Source organism: uncultured Microbacterium sp. (assembly GCF_947488465.1).
Classification (GTDB): Bacteria; Actinomycetota; Actinomycetes; order Actinomycetales; family Microbacteriaceae; genus Microbacterium.
On the sequence record NZ_CANKZA010000001.1, the window covers coordinates 1005163 to 1022861 of the forward strand.

18 protein-coding genes and 2 tRNA genes are annotated in these 17699 nt (G+C 70.2%); 16 read left to right on the forward strand and 4 right to left on the reverse strand.

What is annotated here, in order from left to right:
- Positions 1-2: 2 nt before the first annotated feature.
- From Q0653_RS04830 to Q0653_RS04890, 13 genes are all read left to right on the forward strand, one after another.
- On the forward strand, positions 3-692 hold the full coding sequence (locus Q0653_RS04830) for a hypothetical protein (protein WP_146357660.1): 690 nt from the start codon (positions 3-5) through the stop codon (positions 690-692).
- A gap of 15 nt (positions 693-707) precedes the next feature.
- Positions 708-2354, forward strand: coding sequence for a peptidoglycan DD-metalloendopeptidase family protein (locus tag Q0653_RS04835; protein ID WP_146357663.1), 1647 nt, complete (start codon positions 708-710; stop codon positions 2352-2354).
- Positions 2354-2620 carry a DUF6112 family protein gene (locus Q0653_RS04840; RefSeq protein ID WP_146357665.1) on the forward strand — a complete coding sequence of 89 codons (267 nt, stop codon included), beginning with the start codon at positions 2354-2356 and terminating at the stop codon, positions 2618-2620. Before Q0653_RS04835 ends, Q0653_RS04840 begins: the two co-directional genes overlap by 1 nt.
- Positions 2621-2748: 128 nt before the next feature.
- Positions 2749-3018: a DUF6112 family protein gene (locus Q0653_RS04845; protein WP_146357667.1), complete on the forward strand. Its 270-nt coding sequence runs from the start codon at positions 2749-2751 to the stop codon at positions 3016-3018.
- Positions 3019-3042: 24 nt separating this feature from the next.
- Positions 3043-4416 (forward strand): conjugal transfer protein TrbL, encoded by a 1374-nt coding sequence (locus tag Q0653_RS04850; protein WP_298943014.1) that lies wholly within the window; start codon positions 3043-3045, stop codon positions 4414-4416.
- A gap of 3 nt (positions 4417-4419) precedes the next feature.
- Positions 4420-5883: an SCO6880 family protein gene (locus tag Q0653_RS04855; RefSeq protein ID WP_146357669.1), complete on the forward strand. Its 1464-nt coding sequence runs from the start codon at positions 4420-4422 to the stop codon at positions 5881-5883.
- A 54-nt stretch (positions 5884-5937) separates the two neighbouring features.
- Entirely contained in the window at positions 5938-6729 is a 792-nt protein-coding gene (locus Q0653_RS04860) for a hypothetical protein (RefSeq protein ID WP_146357671.1), read from the forward strand.
- On the forward strand, positions 6726-8225 hold the full coding sequence (locus tag Q0653_RS04865; protein ID WP_192575935.1) for an ATP-binding protein: 1500 nt from the start codon (positions 6726-6728) through the stop codon (positions 8223-8225). The genes Q0653_RS04860 and Q0653_RS04865 overlap by 4 nt, the downstream gene beginning before the upstream one ends.
- A 69-nt stretch (positions 8226-8294) precedes the next feature.
- Positions 8295-8777, forward strand: coding sequence for a hypothetical protein (locus Q0653_RS04870; RefSeq protein WP_366521954.1), 483 nt, complete (start codon positions 8295-8297; stop codon positions 8775-8777).
- Positions 8774-10552: a TraM recognition domain-containing protein gene (locus Q0653_RS04875; protein WP_146357677.1), complete on the forward strand. Its 1779-nt coding sequence runs from the start codon at positions 8774-8776 to the stop codon at positions 10550-10552. The genes Q0653_RS04870 and Q0653_RS04875 overlap by 4 nt, the downstream gene beginning before the upstream one ends.
- Before the next feature lie 86 nt (positions 10553-10638).
- Complete coding sequence (locus Q0653_RS04880; protein WP_146357679.1) at positions 10639-11229, forward strand: hypothetical protein; 591 nt, start codon at positions 10639-10641, stop codon at positions 11227-11229.
- The gene (locus tag Q0653_RS04885) at positions 11226-11438 is read left to right on the forward strand and encodes a helix-turn-helix domain-containing protein (protein WP_146357681.1); all 213 of its coding nucleotides are present in this window, start codon (positions 11226-11228) and stop codon (positions 11436-11438) included. Before Q0653_RS04880 ends, Q0653_RS04885 begins: the two co-directional genes overlap by 4 nt.
- Entirely contained in the window at positions 11422-12651 is a 1230-nt protein-coding gene (locus Q0653_RS04890) for a site-specific integrase (protein ID WP_192575936.1), read from the forward strand. The genes Q0653_RS04885 and Q0653_RS04890 overlap by 17 nt, the downstream gene beginning before the upstream one ends.
- A gap of 207 nt (positions 12652-12858) precedes the next feature.
- On the opposite strand, the gene Q0653_RS04895 is transcribed toward Q0653_RS04890, so the two are convergent.
- Both Q0653_RS04895 and Q0653_RS04900 read right to left on the reverse strand, forming a co-directional pair.
- Positions 12859-12932 (reverse strand) — tRNA-Pro (locus Q0653_RS04895).
- 20 nt (positions 12933-12952) lie between these two features.
- Positions 12953-13023: transfer RNA gene (locus Q0653_RS04900), tRNA-Pro, on the reverse strand.
- 123 nt (positions 13024-13146) lie between these two features.
- On the opposite strand from Q0653_RS04900, the gene Q0653_RS04905 reads away from it, so the two are divergent.
- Positions 13147-13530, forward strand: coding sequence for an RNA-binding S4 domain-containing protein (locus Q0653_RS04905; protein WP_298943027.1), 384 nt, complete (start codon positions 13147-13149; stop codon positions 13528-13530).
- 70 nt (positions 13531-13600) lie between these two features.
- Here the strand turns inward: Q0653_RS04905 and Q0653_RS04910 are convergent, their stop codons facing one another.
- Positions 13601-14011 carry a DUF2809 domain-containing protein gene (locus tag Q0653_RS04910; protein ID WP_298943029.1) on the reverse strand — a complete coding sequence of 137 codons (411 nt, stop codon included), beginning with the start codon at positions 14009-14011 and terminating at the stop codon, positions 13601-13603.
- A complete protein-coding gene (locus Q0653_RS04915; RefSeq protein ID WP_298744961.1) occupies positions 13990-14886 on the reverse strand; it encodes an NUDIX hydrolase in 897 nt (298 codons plus the stop codon). The genes Q0653_RS04910 and Q0653_RS04915 overlap by 22 nt, the downstream gene beginning before the upstream one ends.
- Positions 14887-15041: 155 nt before the next feature.
- Here Q0653_RS04915 and Q0653_RS04920 point away from each other — a divergent pair, with 155 nt between their 5' ends.
- Both Q0653_RS04920 and Q0653_RS04925 read left to right on the forward strand, forming a co-directional pair.
- Positions 15042-16859 (forward strand): ribonucleoside triphosphate reductase, encoded by a 1818-nt coding sequence (locus Q0653_RS04920; protein ID WP_298943032.1) that lies wholly within the window; start codon positions 15042-15044, stop codon positions 16857-16859.
- Complete coding sequence (locus Q0653_RS04925; protein ID WP_298943034.1) at positions 16829-17560, forward strand: anaerobic ribonucleoside-triphosphate reductase activating protein; 732 nt, start codon at positions 16829-16831, stop codon at positions 17558-17560. The genes Q0653_RS04920 and Q0653_RS04925 overlap by 31 nt, the downstream gene beginning before the upstream one ends.
- The last annotated feature ends 139 nt before the right edge of the window (positions 17561-17699 follow it).

The window sequence follows — 17699 nt, forward strand, 5'->3', positions numbered from 1 at the left end:
GTATGAAGACGAATCTCGCCTCCTGGTCCCGTGGCCGGCTGATCGCCGTGATCGCCGCCGGGCTCGTGCTGCTGCTCCTGGTCGGCGTCGGCGTCTACGGGCTCATCACCGGCCCGCGGCCACCCGAGGACCGCGCACCCGACCCTGCGCCCACGGTCACCGCACCGGGCGAGACCGAGCCGGCGGCGCCGGGTCCGCCGCGGGTCGTTCCCTCGCACGACCCGGACGAGTTCGCCCGCAACGTCGCGGAGGCGCTGTTCGGCTGGGACACCGGTTCCGGGCTGATGCCGCTGGACTACACCGCCGGACTCTTGGAGGTCGGCGACCCCTCCGGCAGCGAGCAGGCGGGCCTCGCGTCGGACATCGCCGGCTATCTGCCCTCCCGCGAGGCGTGGATCGAGCTGCGCCAGTACGCCACCGCCCAGCACCTCACGATCGAGCGGTCGTTCGTGCCCGAGGCGTGGGATCAGGCGGTCGAGCAGGCCCAGCCTGGGCAGCTCCCTCCCGGTGCCACCGCGGTCACGATCGAGGGCACCCGCCACCGCGCGGGCGTCTGGAACGGCGAACCCGTCACCGCGGAGCAGTCGGTGTCGTTCACCGTGTTCCTGGCCTGCCCGCCGCCGGCGCCGCAGTTCCGCAGCGGCCTATGTCATGTGCTGCGCCTGTCCCAGCTCGACAACCCGCTCCGATAGCCGGAGGTCCGTGCCGTGTTGAAGAAGGTCGCCGCCGTCGTTCTCGCGCTGGTCCTGCTGGGTCCCATGCTGGGGCTGGTCGGAGTCGGCGTGCTGATGAATCCCGCCGCCGCGAACTGCGTCGTGCCCGGCGGCTCCGTCACCATAGGAGACGTCCCGGAGTCGCTGACGGTCACCACCGCCGAGGGCACCACGCTCACGCTGAACACGACCCAGCTCACGCACGCGGCCACGATCATCACGATCGGCGGCAGCATCGAGGGCGTCGGCCGTCACGGCATCACGATCGCGCTGATGGCCGCGCTGACCGAGAGCACGCTGCGGCAGTTGGCGAACACCGGCGCCTACCCCGAGAGCGGGAACTACCCCAACGACGGCAACGGCAGCGATCACGACAGCTTGGGGCTATTTCAGATGCGGCCGCAGTCGGGCTGGGGCACCGTCGCGGAGCTGATGGACCCGACCTACCAGGCGCGGGCGTTCTTCGGCGGGCCGACCGGCCCGAACTACCCGAGCCCGCGGGGTCTGCTGGACATTCCGGGCTGGCAGCAGATGGACCCCGGCGAAGCAGCCCAAGCGGTCGAAGTCAGCGCCTACCCGGACCGCTACCGCAACTATGAGCCGGTCGCCGAAGCTATCCTCGATGCCCTGACCGGCGCATCCGGCGACGGAACCGGCTCGGCCGGCGCCGCTGTGACGGTCGTGGCGGCGGGTCCGGTGGCGCAGTCCGCGCGCGTGGTGTTCCCGCTCCCGGAGGGGACGTGGGTGCTCACCAGCGAGTTCGGGCCGCGCATCCATCCGATCACCGGAGCGCCGTCGTTCCACACCGGCACGGACTTCGCTGCCCCGGACGGCACCCCTATCCTCGCCGTCGCGGACGGCACCGTGACCGTCGCGGAGTTCTCCGACGGCTACGGCGGACTGATCGTCATCGAGCACCAGATCGGCGGGCAGACGGTCGCGACCGCCTACGCCCACATGTGGCAGTCCGGCATCCACGCCTCAGCCGGTGACCGGGTGGTCGCCGGGCAGCACATCGGCGACGTCGGCAGCTCCGGCAACTCCACAGGACCGCATCTCCATTTCGAGGTCCGGCCCGGCGGCACCAGCGGCGAGGCCGTCGATGCCGCGGCGTGGCTCAACGCCCACAACGCCGCCGACCTGCCCGAAGCCGCGGTCGGCGCCGCCGCCGGATGCGACACCGCCGGCGGCACGGCGGGTGAGCCCGCCCCGGTCGACGGCGACCCTGACCGGCTCGTGGACGATCCCACCAGCGACGGGCAGATCACCGCCCGGATGGTGCACCTCATGGCCCAGGCCCGCGCCGGGTTCCCCGACACCGGCTGGGCCTGCTACTCGCCCCGGCCCGGCACCACCTCGGAGCACCCGCTGGGCCGCGCGTGCGACATCACCTTCGGTAACCCGATCGGGACACCTCCGACGCCCGCGCAACTCGAGGACGGGTGGCGGGTGACGAACTGGATGAAGGACCACGCCGAACCCTTGGGCGTGGAGTACCTGATCTGGCAAGGCAAGATATGGTCCCTCGCCCGCGACGGTGAAGGCTGGCGCGACTACGACGGCGGCGGGATGCACGACCCCGGCGACGTGACCGGCGGACACTTCGACCACCTGCACGTCACCGTCAAGGCCGGTGCGTGATGGACGTGTTCCCCGACTTCGATGGCCTGGCAGGGATCGGTGACCTGGAACAGGTGATCGGCGCGCTGCTCACGATCGTGCTCATCGTCGCGGTGCTGATGGTGGTGGTCTCGGCGATCTGCTGGGCGCTGGGCGCCTCGCACGGCAACCACTCCCTGGCCTTCAAGGGCCGGGTCGGGGTACTCGTCGGCGTCGGCGCGGCCGTCCTCGCCGGTGCCGGGGTGGCGTGGGTGAACTGGCTCATCGTCCTCGGCCGCCAGCTCTGACCGGCACGCCCGGAGCGGCCCGCCCCGTTCGCAGGGCGCGGGCCATTGTCGTGTCGGTGCGCGCTCAGGGTGTGGCTGGCTCACCTCGCCGCTGAACCAGCCATCTGCTCAGCGAGGGAGTAACCGCCGTGATCGACATCGACCCCAACAGCTCCGGCCTGCCCGGCATCGAACAGCTCCGCACCATCGTCGGCGCCGTGATGACGATCGGCCTCATCCTCAGTGTCCTGGCGCTGATCGTGTCCGCGATCGTCTGGGCATACGGCGCCAACAGCTCTAACCCGCATCTGTCCGGGCGAGGCAAGCTCGGCGTGCTGATCTCCTGCGGCGCGGCGGTGATCTGCGGCGCAGCGGTGACGCTCGTGAACTTCTTCTGGGACGTCGGCCAGGCCGTCTGAGGCCCGCACAGCAGGAGATTCGTGATGGGTGTCTGCGATGTGCCGATCATCTCGTCCGTCTGCGATGTGGCCGGCGAGGCGGCCGCGACGGTCGTGGCGGCCCCGTTCGACTGGCTCGCCCAGGCGATGGGCGGCGCGGCCGGCTGGCTGATCGAGGCGATGTGGACGGTGTTCGACACGACCACCCTGGTCGATGTCACCTCGCCCGGGTTCACCAGCGTCTACAACCTGATCTTCGGCATCGGCGTGTTTCTGGTGCTGATCTTCTTCTGCCTGCAACTGATCACGGGGCTGGTCCGCCGCGACCCGACCGCCCTGTCCCGGGCGGCGCTCGGCGCGGCGAAATCGGTGCTCGGTGCGTTCGTCGTGGTCACGCTGACCGCGCTCGCGCTGGAAATCGTGGACCAGCTCTGCATCGGCATCATCCAGGCGTCCGGGGAGACCACCGGGACGATGGGCGACAAGATCATCCTGCTCGCCGCCGGCCTGACCGGCATCAACATCGCCGCTCCCGGTGTCGGGGCGATCGTCACGATCTTCCTGGCTGGGCTGATGATCGCCGCGGTCTTCATCGTCTGGTTCTCGTTGTTGATCCGTAAGGCGTTGCTGCTGGTGGCCGTGGTGCTGGCGCCGATCGCGTTCGCCGGTGCGTCCTGGGATGCCACCAAAGGATGGATCGGCAAGTGGGCGGCGTTCGTGATCGCGCTCATCATCAGCAAGCTGGTGCTCGTCGTGATCTTCCTGCTGGCGATCACCCAGATCGCCACCCCGATCGAGGCGGACATCGCCGCGGTCACCGAGCCGATCACCGGCATCGTCCTCATGGGGATCGCGGCCTTCGCCCCGTACATGGTGTACCGGTTCGTGTCGTTCATCGGGTTCGACCTCTACCAGCAGATGGGCACCGAGCAGGAGGCCAAAAATGCCCTCAACCGGCCCCTGCCGGTGCCGTCCAAGCCCCAGGGCGGCAGCGAGCCGAAGAAGGTTCTCGATGACCCCCAGGGCGGTGCCCCGCAGGGCGGGCCTGGCGGCGGACCGGGCGGCTCGCCGCCGCGCACCCCGGCGCCAGCCGCTGGCGGTGGCGGCGGCGCAGGCGCGGCCGGGACAGGAGCGGGCGCCGGGGCAGGCGCGGGTGCGGGGGCCGGGGCGGGGGCTGCTGCGGCGGGTCCCGCGGCCGCGGTCGTCGTCGGTGCGCAGGTCGCCAGGGGAGCCGCCGAAGCCGGCCCGAAGGCAGGCAAGGCGGTCGCGGGCCAGGCAGAGACCGCCGCGAGCGGCGCCGGGGGCCAGGGCGGTGGTGGTGGCGCTGCGCCGTCGAAGACGCCTCCGCCACCCTCCGCGCCCCAGCCGCGCACGCCCGCACCGTCCAAGCCGGCGCCGCCGCGCACCGGGAAGGAGTGACGCATGTCCACGGAACGGAAGGCGCCCGGGAGCAGGCTGACCCCGGTGAAGTTCTCCCGCCTCACCCGGCGAGGGGTGTTGCTGGGCCTGTCGGTCTCCCAGCTCGTCGCCGCCGGCGTCGGCGGGCTGACGCTGCTGGCGGCGTTCTACGCCGGCGCGGGGATGCTGCTGGCCTACACCGCCCCGATCTGGGTGCTCGCCGCGGTGCTGACCTGGGTGCCCATCGCCGGGCGGCCGATGGTCGAATGGCTCCCTGTCGTGTGCTGGTGGCTGTGGCGGACCACCGGCGGGCAACTGCTGTATCGGCGGCGGATCGTCACCCCGCGCCCGGCAGGCAATCTCGCGCTGCCCGGCGACATGGCCCGGCTGCGGGAGCATCTGGACCCCGAGACCGGCGCGTGCATGATCCACGACCCCCGCCAGGGCAGGCTCACCGTGGTCTGCGAGGTCACCCATCCCGCGTTCGTGCTGCTCGATCCCGGCGAGCAGGAACGCCGGGTCACCTCCTGGGGGCGGGTGCTCGCCACGGTGTGCCGGTCGGGGCGGATCGCGACGCTGCAAGTGCTCGAACGCACCCTGCCGGACTCCGGGACCGGGCTCGCCGAATGGTGGGCCGAGCACGGCACCGCCGACGACTCCTGGGCCGCGACCACCTACGCCGAACTGATCGAGCGGGCCGGTCCCGCCGGGGAACGGCACGCCACCACGATCAGCCTGAGCCTGGATATGAAGACCAGCGCCCGGCAGATCAGGACCGCCGGCGGCGGCATCCGCGGCGGCGCCGCGGTGCTCCGCCAGGAGATGGCGACCCTGACCGCCGCGCTCCGGTCGGCGGACCTGACCGCGGTCGGGTGGCTCGGCCCCGGCCAGGTCGCCGTGATCCTGCGCTCGGCCTACGACCCGGCCGTGGCCGCGACGCTGGAACGGCACGGACGGCTCGGCCAAGACCTCGCCACCGCCGGGCCGGTCGCGGTCACCGAGACCTGGGGAACCCTGCGCACCGACTCCGCCTGGCATGCAGTCCTGTGGGTATCGGAGTGGCCGCGATCAATGGTCTATCCGGGGTTCCTCGCTCCGGTGCTGCTGTCCACCGGCATCCAACGGTCGGTGTCGCTGATCTACACCCCGATGCGCTCCGACCAGGCGGCGCGCGACATCCGCAAGAAGAAGGTCGAACACATCTCAGACGCCGCTCAGCGCGCGCGGATGGGGCAGATCGAGGACGCCGCCCAGACCGCCGAGTACCAGGACGTGCTGCAACAGGAAGCCGACCTGACCGCCGGACACGGGGTGCTTCGCGTCTCCGGCCTCATCAGCGTCTCCGCGCCCACCCTCGACGACCTGGAAGCCGCAACCGCGGCGATCGAGCAGTCCGCGATCCAAGCCTCCTGCGAGACCCGCCGGCTCGTGGGCCAGCAAGCGGCGGCGTTCACCGCGGCGGCGCTGCCGCTGTGCCGCACGGTGTGACCTCGGGGCTCACCTGACCGGCATCGAGAGACCCTGCCCAGATGGAGGCCCGTGATGCCCACGTTCACCGATCCCGCCCGCGACGCCAATGAGGCGTACGAGGCGTTGCGCGGGCTCGCGCACGCCACCCGCACCGTCGAGGACCCGTCCGATACCTACGCGGTGATCGGTGACCTGCTGGGCGGGATGCGCTCGCTCCGGCAAGTCCTGGATCAGCTCGCCACCGTCCACCTGAACCATCAGCACCAGGTCACCGACGAGGCCCGCGACCTGGCCGGCGGGGCGGTCGAGGCGCTGTCCGCGGCCGACGAGCTGCACCAGGCCGGCACGCTCATCGACCAGGCCCACGACCGGCTCAACGCCGCGATGGGCCACTCCGGCCGGATCGTCTGGAACCCACCGACGCAACTCGTTGATCGTTGGGTGGGGGTCGTGTTCCTGCATGGCGAGGACGCCGACCAGGTGCTCGACCTCATCGACCGTGACGGTGTCGAGGCGGGGATCGAGCATCTGTCCGGCTGGGACTACGGCGACGAGACCACCGGCGCCGCCTTGGAGAACGGTGACGTTCACGACGACGCCCCTGTCTATGCCGGGGACCGGCAGGCTGAGACCGGCGCCTACGCGATGACCTACAACCCGAAGGCCGGGCACGTTGCCCTCTACCGGCGGTACCTGATCCCCGCCGATGACGCGATCGACCCGCCCGCCGACACCCCCGTCCCACCTCCGGACCGCGAGACCGGGCGCGACGCGGCGAGACGGCGCAGCGGAGTCCGGGACGGCGGCTGGTTCGAGCATCCCGGTGTCGCCGCCGTCAAGCAGGCCCGGGGGCTCTCGTGGTGAGCCGGGACGAGAAGCTGCACACCGCCGTCCTCGTCGCACCGTCCTCTGAGCGGCGGCGGCTGCGTAAGCAGCGGCGACAGGCCGCCGCCCGGCTCGTCGCCGAGCAACGGCAGGCGGAGAAGGCTACGACCCGCGCGAAGCTGGAGGCTGAGCGCGCCGAACGGCGAGCCACGGTCTACCTGCCCTCGGCCGGTGAGCCAGGGCCAGCCGCGCTCCGTGCTCCGGGGAGGTTTCGGCTGCCTCGGCACCAGGACACCAGCGCCGTCCTGGCCGGCCACTACCCGTTCCTGGCCGAAGCTGGTCTCGGGCCGCAGGGGATGTTCATCGGCCAGGACCTCTACTCCGGGTCGTCGTTCGTCTACGACCCGTGGGTGCTGTACCGGCGGGGCATCATCACCGCCCCGAACCTGATCCTGGCCGGGATCGTCGGCTCCGGGAAGTCCTCGCTCGCCAAGAGCCTCTACACCCGGTCGCTGCCGTTCGGCTACCGCGTGTACGTTCCCGGCGACCCCAAAGGAGAGCACACCGGCGTCGCCGAAGCGGTCGGCGGGAAAGCGATCATCCTCGGGCACGGGATGGGCAACAGGCTCAACCCGCTCGATGAGGGCTACCGTCCCGGCGGCCTCTCTGATCAGGAGTGGGCGACCACGCTGGCTGCGCGGCGCCGGGACCTGCTGGGCGCGCTCACCGAGACCGTCCTTGCTCGAACGCTCGCGCCGCTAGAACACACCGCGATCGACACCGCCCTGGCCGGCGCGGTACGCGATGCCGAGGTGCCGATTCTGCCGATGGTGGTCGACCGGCTGCTGCGCCCCGATCCCGCCGACGATCCAGACGGCCGCCTTGCTGAAGACGGCCGTCAAGTGGGGCACGCGCTGCGACGGCTCGTCGCCGGTGACCTGGCCGGGCTGTTCGACGGCCCGTCGACGGTGAGGTTCGACCCGACGCTGCCGATGGTCAGCCTGGACCTGTCCCGCGTCACCGAGAACTCCACCTTGATCTCGGTGCTGATGACGTGCTCGTCGGCGTGGATGGAAGCCGCCCTGCTCGATCCGAACGGCGGCCGACGCTGGGTCATCTACGACGAGGCGTGGCGGCTGATGTCGCACCCGGCGCTGCTGCGCCGGATGGACGCGCACTGGCGGCTCGCCCGCCACTACGGCCTGGCGAACCTGCTTGTGTTCCACAAGCTCACCGACCTGGAGAACGTCGGTGACCTCGGCTCAGCGAACCGTGCCCTGGCGAACTCGCTGCTGGCGAACGCGGAGACCAGGATCGTCTACCGGCAAGAGACCGACCAGCTCGGCCCCACGGCCACCGCGCTCGGGCTCACCGGCACCGAGCAACGCCTCCTGCCGGGACTGGGCACCGGGCAAGGGCTCTGGCGGATCAAGGACCGCAGCTTCGTCGTCCAGCACCAGCTCCACCCCGCCGAACTGGCCGCGTTCGACACCACCGCCCGCATGACCGGCTCCCCGCAGGGTCACGAATCCTGAACGAGCGGCGGCAGTCCGCTGCTGGCCCACCTCGCCGCTATGAGGAGAGTCGAGCCCGAGTCCGTTCCGGTGTCCATTCCGCTTGTCGTGCTCGACGTGCGCGAGGACGGCACCGTGGCTGTCACTGTCGACGGGAGCCCACTGCACCCGGACCCTTTCGCGCCGCCGTGGCGGCGATCCTCGTTCGGGCAGATCATCGACCGCGCCACGGATGACCGGACGACTCCGGCGCGGGTCGAGGTCCGGGAGGCGGACGGGACGACCTTCACCGACATCATCGCGGCCCAACGTCGCCGAGCACCCCAGCCGCCGCCGGAGTCTGAGGAACCGACATCGCGGCCGGTGTTCCACGCCGTCGAAGGCGACGGGTTCGTTCCCGGTGAGGACGTGGCGGTCGCCGTCGTCACTGGGCACACCGACGCGTCCGGTACCGGCACGGCCCGCGCTCTCATCGACCCCGCCCGGCTCGCGCCGGACGCTGCGGGCGGCGTCGTGGAGGTGGTGCTGTTCGGCCGTATCTCCGGCCTCACGATCTTCCGGCGGCTGCCATGAGCGGTCAGGGTCGGCAGACCGGTTCGTTCGGTGATGAGCTGACCAACGCGGCCATGATCGGGCTCGTCGGTCTGTTCGGCGTCGCCCTGGTGCTCCGCGGTGCCGGGTCCGTCGCGGCATTCCTCACCGGCACGAGCCAGCCCGCCGGTGGTCCCGCCTCCGGGATCGGTGTGCTGTTCGATCCGGGCGATCCCGCTGGCGCCCTGGACGCACCTGACATGAGCCCGGTCGTCTACTGGCTCGTCTCGGGCCTCCTGCTCGCCGTACTGGTCACCGGCGGCGTGTGGGTCTGGTCGCGGCTGCGCCGTCACACGCACCGTGTCGAGCAGGACCCGCGCCGGATGACGGGCATCGCCACGCGGCATGAGGTCGCTGCCGCCGCGTCCGAGAAGGCGCTGCTGCGCCGCGCCGGGAACCTCCGCCCGGGCTTGGATGATCCTCGTCCGCAGGATGTCGGCTACCGGCTCGGTACTTCCAAGGGCGCGAGTGTGTGGGCGTCGGTGGAGGACTCGATCATGGTCATCGGGCCGCCCCGCTCCGGGAAGGGCCTCCACTTGGTGATCCCCGCGATCCTCGATGCCCCCGGCGCTGTCGTGGTGACCTCGACCAGGCCGGACAATCTGACCGCGACGCTGCGTGCCCGCAGCCGGGTCGGGCCGGTCGCGATCTTCGACCCGCAACACCTCGCCGAGGGCTTGCCCGCGGGGATGCGGTGGTCACCGATCCGGGGCTGTGAGTCCCCGCAGACCGCGATGATCCGCGCCACCGGGCTCGCCGCCGGCACCGGCCTCTCATCCGGCGGCGTCGACGGCGGCGGGTTCTGGGAGGGCAAGACCAGGGCCGCGCTGCAAGCGCTCCTGCACGCCGCCGCGATCGACCATCGGCCACCGGCCGAGCTGTTCCGCTGGACCCTCGACCCGACCGCGGCCGCCGACGCGGTGGCGATCCTGACCGGCTCTGTCCAGGCGGCGACCGGATGGGCCGAGTCTCTGGAAGCGATGATCGACGCCGACCCCCGCACCCGCGACTCCATCTGGCAAGGCGTGTCCCTCGCCCTCGGATCGCTCGCCGACCCCAGGGTGCTCGATGCCGTCTCACCCGGCCCCGGCGAGGGCTTCGACCCCGAGCACTTCATCCAGAACAAGGGCACCCTGTTCCTGCTGGCCACCGGGTCCGGCGCGGGAGCAAGCGCCGCGCTCGTCGCGGCGCTTGTGGAAGACCTGATCGAGACCGCCCGCCGCCTGGCCGCACGCTCACCCGGTGCGCGGCTTGATCCGCCGATGCTGCTCGCGCTGGACGAGATCGCCAACCTCTCGCCCCTGCCGTCGCTGCCGACGCTGATGGCCGAGGGCGGCGGCTCGGGCATCACGACGATGCCGGTGCTCCAGTCGCTCGCGCAGGCGCGGGATAAGTGGAACGAGCACCAGGCCGGCGCGATCTGGGATGCCTCGATCGTCAAGGTCATCCTCGGTGGCGCGTCCAACAGCCGCGATTTGCAGGACGTCAGCGCGCTGGTCGGGGAACGCGACGAGTACACCGACTCCGTGACGCTGGGTGACCACGGCACCCGCTCCAATCAGCGCTCCGTCCGGCGGGTGCCGATCTTCCCGCCCGACCGCATCCGCCGGCTCCCGTTCGGCACCGGGGTCGTGCTGCTGCGCTCCGCACCACCGATCGTCACCGACCTGCACCCGTGGCCCCGGCGCCCCGACGCCACCCAGCTCACCTCCGATCGTGCGCAGACAGAGGCCCTGCTGCGCCGCTCTGACATCTGAGCAGCGCCAGTCGCCTCCGCGCCCACCTGCCTGCCACAGCAAGCCCCGGCATGACCGGGGACCGCGAGAGCAGACAGGAGCACACCATGTCCGACGATCCCCGCGACGATGACGCCACCACGGGCGACCTGCCCGGCCCGGACCTGGACGATGACGGCGATGAGGGCTTCGAGGACCCTCTGATCGCCGAGCCTCCGCACCCGATCAACTGGAACTTGCTGAACGCCGACGATGCCGAGGTCGAGTGGCTGGAGCTGAACCGGTGGGTGGACTGGCTGCGGCACACCTACGGTCTGCCCGCCGCGGTGATCCCGCCCGCCTGGTACGCCCACCCGGAGCTGTTGTGGGAGCTGTCCGCGCTGCACCTGCACTGGCTGTGCGCCTACGACCCCGAGCAGAACGGCTCTGCGCCGCTGGGCTGGCACCGCGACTTCGCCGACGCCCGCCAGCGGCTGCGTGAATGGGTCGCCGCCTCGGGCACGAAGCTCGACCACGACCGTCCCACCCGGCAGACCGTCTGGCCCGGTGAGGAACCCGCCGACCCGATCGAAGACGTGCCGATCATCGACCGCGACGCCGAGTTCGTGGAGTTCGTCATGGCCGACGTGCAGGCTCGCCGCGATGCCGAGGAAGCGTTCTACCGCACCCTCGACCCCGACACCGGTGAACTGTCATGAGCGACGACGGAACGCTCGTGGTGTCGCCGCTTATGCACAGCCGTGAGGTCGCGGCGTACTTGAAGGTCTCGGAGTCGACCCTGTCGCGGTGGCGGTCCGCGGGCATGGGGCCGCCGTTCCTGCGCCTCGGCGGGATCGCCCGGTACCGGCTCGATGCGGTGGACCGTTGGCTGGGCGATCTGGAACACGACCATGCCCCGGAGAGCTAAGCCGCAGCCGACCGCCGAGCCCAAGCCGGTCCCGCCGATCGGGGTGAAGGTCTCCACGGACATGGAGCGCCGCTCCTACGGCATCCGCGCCCGCGCCCGGTGGACCGACCCGACCAGCAAGCGCCGGGTGATCCGATCGGAGATCGTGCGGGACGAGGCCGCCGCGCACGCGTTCTTCGACCACCTCCGCAACTCCTCGACCAAGGGCATGGACGTGTCCATGACGCTGCTGGAGTTCGTCACATCCATCGGCGACCGGTGGGCGCGGGGCCTGGACCCGACCTCCACCGGCGAGACCTACGGCTACGGGCTGAAGCTCCGGGTGCTGCCCGCGCTCGGGCACCTGCCAGTCACCCAGATCACCGCCGGCATCATCGACCGCACCATTGATGAGTGGGAACAGCGCCACGGCGCCTCGACTATCAAGAACACCATCGCCCCGCTCGTGCGGGTGCTCGATGAAGCCGTGCGGGACGGGCTGATCCAGATCAACCCCGCGAAGAACCGTGCCAAGCGGAGCCTGAACCGCAACGCCTTCCGCGGCCAGGCGGCCGAGCACGCCTCCCCGCGGGCGCACGCGATCCCGGACATGAAGACCCTCAACCGGCTCGCCCGCGCGTGCGGGAAGGTCCATCAGTCCTACAGCGACTTTGTGATGCTCGCCGCGCTGCTCGCGGCCCGGTCCTCGGAGGTGTCCGGGTTGCAGGTCGGGGACGTCGACTTCGACAAGAACCTCGTGGTGATCCGCCGGCAGGTGTTCCCCGGCAAGGGCGGACTGGTCACCAAGCCGACCAAGAGCCGCAAAGAGCGCCGCGTGCCGATCCTCGAACCGCTCCGGCCCGTGCTGGAACGCCTCACCGGCGGCAAGGAGCCTGGGGACTCGTTGCTGGTCGGCCCGAAGGGCGGCTACCTCACCACCGCGACCGTCCGCGATGCCACCAACTGGGACGGCATCGTCGCGAAGCTCGGGCTGCCCGACCTCACCCGGCACGGGCTACGCCACACCGGGGCGACCTGGATGGCCGACGCCGGCATCCCGCTGCACGTCCTCCAAGACATCCTCGGCCACGCCTCAATGGAGACCACCCGCGGCTACCTCCACCCGGACGACCGTCACCTCGCGTCGGCGGCCGAGCAGGCCAACGCCTTCCTCTCCGCCGCCGGACAGCGCAAGCACGCTCGGCGCAGTGGCCCGGCGTCTCGGAGCCTGTGATGCGCTCCCACCCCCGCGGGAGTGCTCCCGGAAGCGTTCTGGTCCCCTTTTGGTCCCCTTATCCACAGGAAGCGGGTTCGGGGCGGTCCGTTCGTCCACAGACGGCCGCCGGCGAGAGCGCCGGGGGGACCAGAGGGGGACCACGGAAAACGACCCCGAGCATGAAGAAGCCCAGGCGAGAAACCTACTCTCACCTGGGCTTTTACGTCGGGCTGACAGGATTTGAACCTGCGACCCCCTGACCCCCAGTCAGGTGCGCTACCAAGCTGCGCCACAGCCCGTGGCATGGATTTCCAGTTGTTCGGGCCGACCAGAGCGGGGTAAACCCCTTGACCCCCAGTCAAGTGCGCTACCAAGCTGCGCCACATCCCGGTCCATCGTCCGCACGCGGACAACTCCCCTATCCTACCCGTTCCGGATCGTGCCCGCGAACCGTTGTCGATGTCGGCGTCGTCCGTGTCGCTGACGCTCCGCTGAGCGGGCAGAATCGAGAGCATGGCTGCTTCCACCGTGCGCGTCGACGCGTGGCTGTGGGCCATCCGTGTCTACAAGACTCGCTCGGCCGCGACGACCGCGTGTCGCGCGGGACACGTCCGCGTCGGCGGAGAGAAGGCGAAGGCCGCTCAGCCGGTGCGGATCGGGGACGAGCTCCGCGTGCGCCAATCCGGGTTCGACCGCATCCTGGTGGTGCGGCAGCTGCTGACCAAGCGCGTCGGCGCCCCGGTCGCTGCGCTCGCGTACGAGGATCGCACGCCCGTGCGTGAACCGGTGGCCCTGGTCGCCGTGCGTGACCGCGGTGCCGGCCGCCCGACCAAACGCGAGCGGCGCGACATCGACCGCCTGCGCGGGCGAAGCCTCGACCGCGACGCCGACGGATAACGGGCGCGAATCGTCGCTCCCACGCGCGGTGACGACAAAACGCGCCCGCGATATCCCGGGTGGAGCGGCCTCAGCGCCGGTGACGGGCGAGCGCTAGGTCCACGGCCAGCAGCACGAGCCCGGTCAGAACGTAGATGAGCAGATCGCGGGCATCGAACACCGTCCCGAACACCAGCATGAGCGGCGCCCAGGCCTCGCCCCAGCGGACGGGAAGCCCGGTGAGTTGGAACAATTCGACGGCGACGCACCAGCCGATCGCGATGGCGCCGACCAGCCCGGGTGACCATCGCGGCGCAACGACCACGATGCCGCCGTAGATCGCGGCCGTGTACAGCGCATCGCCCGCGATATCGGTGGCAGGGGTGTCCGGAAGCGCCGTATGCACGATCAGGCCCGCGAATACCGTCAGAACGAAGCCGGCGAGCGCGACGACCCGGCGCCGCGCAACCCGCGTCCCCGTCACAGCAGGTCGCGTAGCCATCCGACGGGTCGAACGGATGCTGCCACCCGCTCGAGTCGCGTCGCCAGTTCACGGTCGCTCGTCACCGCCGTGACGGTGCGACCGGTCACGATCAATCTCTCGGCGGTCGCCACGATCGCGTCATCGCCGGCCCCCGCCGCGCGCACGACCGTGACCCCGGCGATGTCGCCGGCTGCCCGGGCCTCTCCCTCGAGCACGACGACGATCTCGGGGAACCAGGTGTCTTCGGGCAGGTCCAGAGGGGCGGCATCCACACCCCGCGCGGCGACATCCACGAGCTGGGAAAGGAGCCGGTCAGCCGCACCGGAGCGATCCCGCCACCATCCGTCCGGCACCGATCCGACGACGTTGGCCGCATCGACCAGCACGACGGGGCGGACATCGAGGAGCGCCCGCAGGCGCGGCCACGACGCGGCGAAACCGGGGTGCAATGGATATCCGTCGACGGCCTCGAGTGGCACCCACGAAAGCTCACGACTCTCAGGGTCGCTGATCACCGGCTCGAACGGCTCGGTGACATCTGCGACCACGGTGGCATAGGTCCAGACCCCCGCGTCGTACACGCTGATCATCCGGGGACGAACGGCGTCGGCCGGAACCCCGGCTTCTTCCGCCGATTCACGCAGCGCTCCGTCGCACGCCGACTCGCCCTCGTGGCGCGCTCCGCCCGGCAGCCCCCACGTGTCACCGTGATGGCTCCAGGCGACGCGGTGCTGCAGCAAAACCCCGCGGTCAGCGTCCACTGCCAGCAGGCCGGCCGCACCGAAACGTCCCCAGAATCGGGTCCCGTCCGGCGTCACGACCCAGGCGTCACCGGGATCGCGCGGCCCATCGGGGCGGCGCGGCTCACCGGGGCGGGGCGGCTCGATCGTCACGATCCCAGCCTGTCACACCCGGCGGACGCCGCGGCATCCATCCGCACCCGTCTGTGGTCGGGACACATTCGGCGACACGCCACATGTGCACTCGACGCGCAGTCTGACCACTACATATTGTGGTCAGACATCACCCGTTCTCCGAGAGGATCCTCATGAACCGCGCCACTGTCTCCGCAAAAGACACGATCGACGAGTACCTGGCGCGTGCGGATTGGCGGGTGAACGCGAATGCGAACCAGGGCTATTCGCTCGGCGGGATGATCCTGAACTCCGCCGGCAAGCTCATCGCGAATTACTGGCTGAACGAGGTCTACTCCGCGGCGACGGGTGACGCCCACCGCGAGGGCGATATCCACATCCACGACCTCGACATGTTCGCCGGGTACTGCGCGGGCTGGTCGCTGCGCATGGTCCTCGAGCAAGGGTTCAATGGCGTCGCCGGCAAGATCGCGTCCCAGCCGCCCGCACACTTCTCCAGCGCGCTGGGCCAGCTCGTGAACTTCCTCGGGACTCTGCAGAACGAGTGGGCCGGTGCGCAGGCCTTCAGCTCGTTCGACACCTACCTGGCGCCCTACGTTCGCCGTGACAACCTGTCTCTCGACCAGGTCCGTCAGGCAATGCAGGAGTTCATCTTCAACCTCAACGTCCCGTCCCGCTGGGGTACGCAGACGCCGTTCACGAATCTCACGTTCGACTGGGTGTGCCCCGACGACCTGCGCGAGCAGCATCCACTCGTCGCGGGCGAGGTACAACCCTTCACCTACGGCGACCTCGCGCCCGAGATGGCGATGATCAATCGCGCGTTCATCGAGGTGCTGTCCACCGGCGATGCCGACGGGCGCGCCTTCACGTTCCCCATCCCGACCTACAACATCACGAAGGACTTCGACTGGGAGGGCGAGAACGTCGAGGCCTTGTTCGGTATGACGGCGAAGTACGGTCTCCCCTACTTCCAGAACTTCGTGAACTCCGACCTCGATCCACACATGATCCGATCGATGTGTTGCCGTCTCCAGCTCGATCTCACCGAGCTACTGAAACGCGGAAACGGACTGTTCGGCTCGGCGGAGCAGACCGGCTCGGTCGGTGTCGTCACGATCAACTGCGCGCGTCTCGGATTCGTGCACTCCGCGGATGAGCAGGCCGCGCTCGACCGGCTCGATGAATTGCTCCTGCTCGCCCGCGACAGCCTCGAAGCTAAACGCATGATCATCGATCAGCACATCGAGGCGGGCCTCTTCCCCTACACGAAGCGCTATCTCGGCACTCTCGACAACCACTTCTCGACGATCGGGGTCAACGGCGTCAACGAGTACGTCCGCAACCTCACCCGCGGCGAGGACGACATCACCACGGATCGAGGTTTCGCCCTCGCAGAGCGCCTCCTCGACCACGTGCGTGCGCACATGGTGACCTTCCAGGAGCAGACCGGGCACATGTTCAACCTCGAAGCGAGTCCGGCGGAGGGGGCGACCTATCGCTTCGCGAAAGAGGACATCGCTCGTTTCGACGGCATCCGTCATGCGGGGACCGCAATGAATCCGTACTACACGAACTCATCCCAGCTGCCCGTCGGGTTCACGGCCGATCCGTTCCAGGCGATGGCCATGCAGGAACCGTTGCAGCAGAAGTACACCGGCGGAACGGTGCTGCACCTGTACCTCGGTGCCGCGATGCCCTCGGCGGCGGCGTGCCGCGATCTCGTTCGTCGGTCCCTCGAGCGGTTCCGCTTGCCGTACATCACCATCACCCCGACCTTCTCGATCTGTCCGCAGCACGGATACCGCTCCGGCGAGCACGCGACATGCCCCGACTGCGGCGCGGAGTGCGAGGTGTGGACCCGCGTGATGGGTTACTTCCGGCCCATCGCCAGCTTCAACATCGGCAAGAAGGGCGAAGCTCAAGAGCGCACGTATTTCACGGCTGCACAGGAGGAGTCATGCCCCGCATCGCTTCAGCCCACGAACTGAACATCGCCGGCGTCACCGCGTTCTCGACGGTCGATTGGCCGGACATGCTCGCCGCGACGGTCTTCCTGCAGGGCTGTCCGTGGAACTGCTTCTATTGCCACAATCCGGCCCTGATCGATCCCCGCGCAGACGGGGCGATCGCGTGGAGCGACGTCGTCGACCTCTTGTGCGACCGCATCGGGCTACTGGATGCGGTCGTCTTCTCCGGCGGGGAACCGACCCTGCAGCGGGCGCTCGTGCCCGCGATGGACATGGCTCGAGCCCTCGGGTTCCGCGTCGGATTGCATACGGCGGGCGCCTACCCCGGCCTACTCGCGCAGGCGCTGCCGCACGTGGACTGGGTCGGGCTCGACATCAAGGCACTCCCCGACGACTACACCGTCGTGACGGGTGCGTCGCCGAGCGCCGCGCACGCGTGGCGGTCGCTCGAACTCGTCCTGGGCAACCGCATGCTGCGCGCAGCGACCGACCGGCCGCTGGAGGTCGAGGTGCGAACGACCGTGCATCCCGCGGCGATCGACGACACGCGCCTGCGCGAACTCGGATGCCGCCTCGCCGACGCCGGCGTGGATGCCTGGGCGGTGCAGCGGTTCCGCGAGACCGGAACCCGGCATCCACTCCCCCGGGTCGATGACACCGCGGCCGCGCTGCGCCTGGACGACCTACCCACCGAGCGCTTCCGCTCGTTGGTCGTTCGCTGACGGCCCGTATTCAGTCTGCGCGTGTCAGCCGGCCCCGCTGGGGCCCGCAATCACGCCCGACGCAGCTGGAGCAATGTCCACGCAGACTGAATACGGACCAGCCGGCTGATCCGCCGACGCCGGAAGGCGCTCCGGCGGC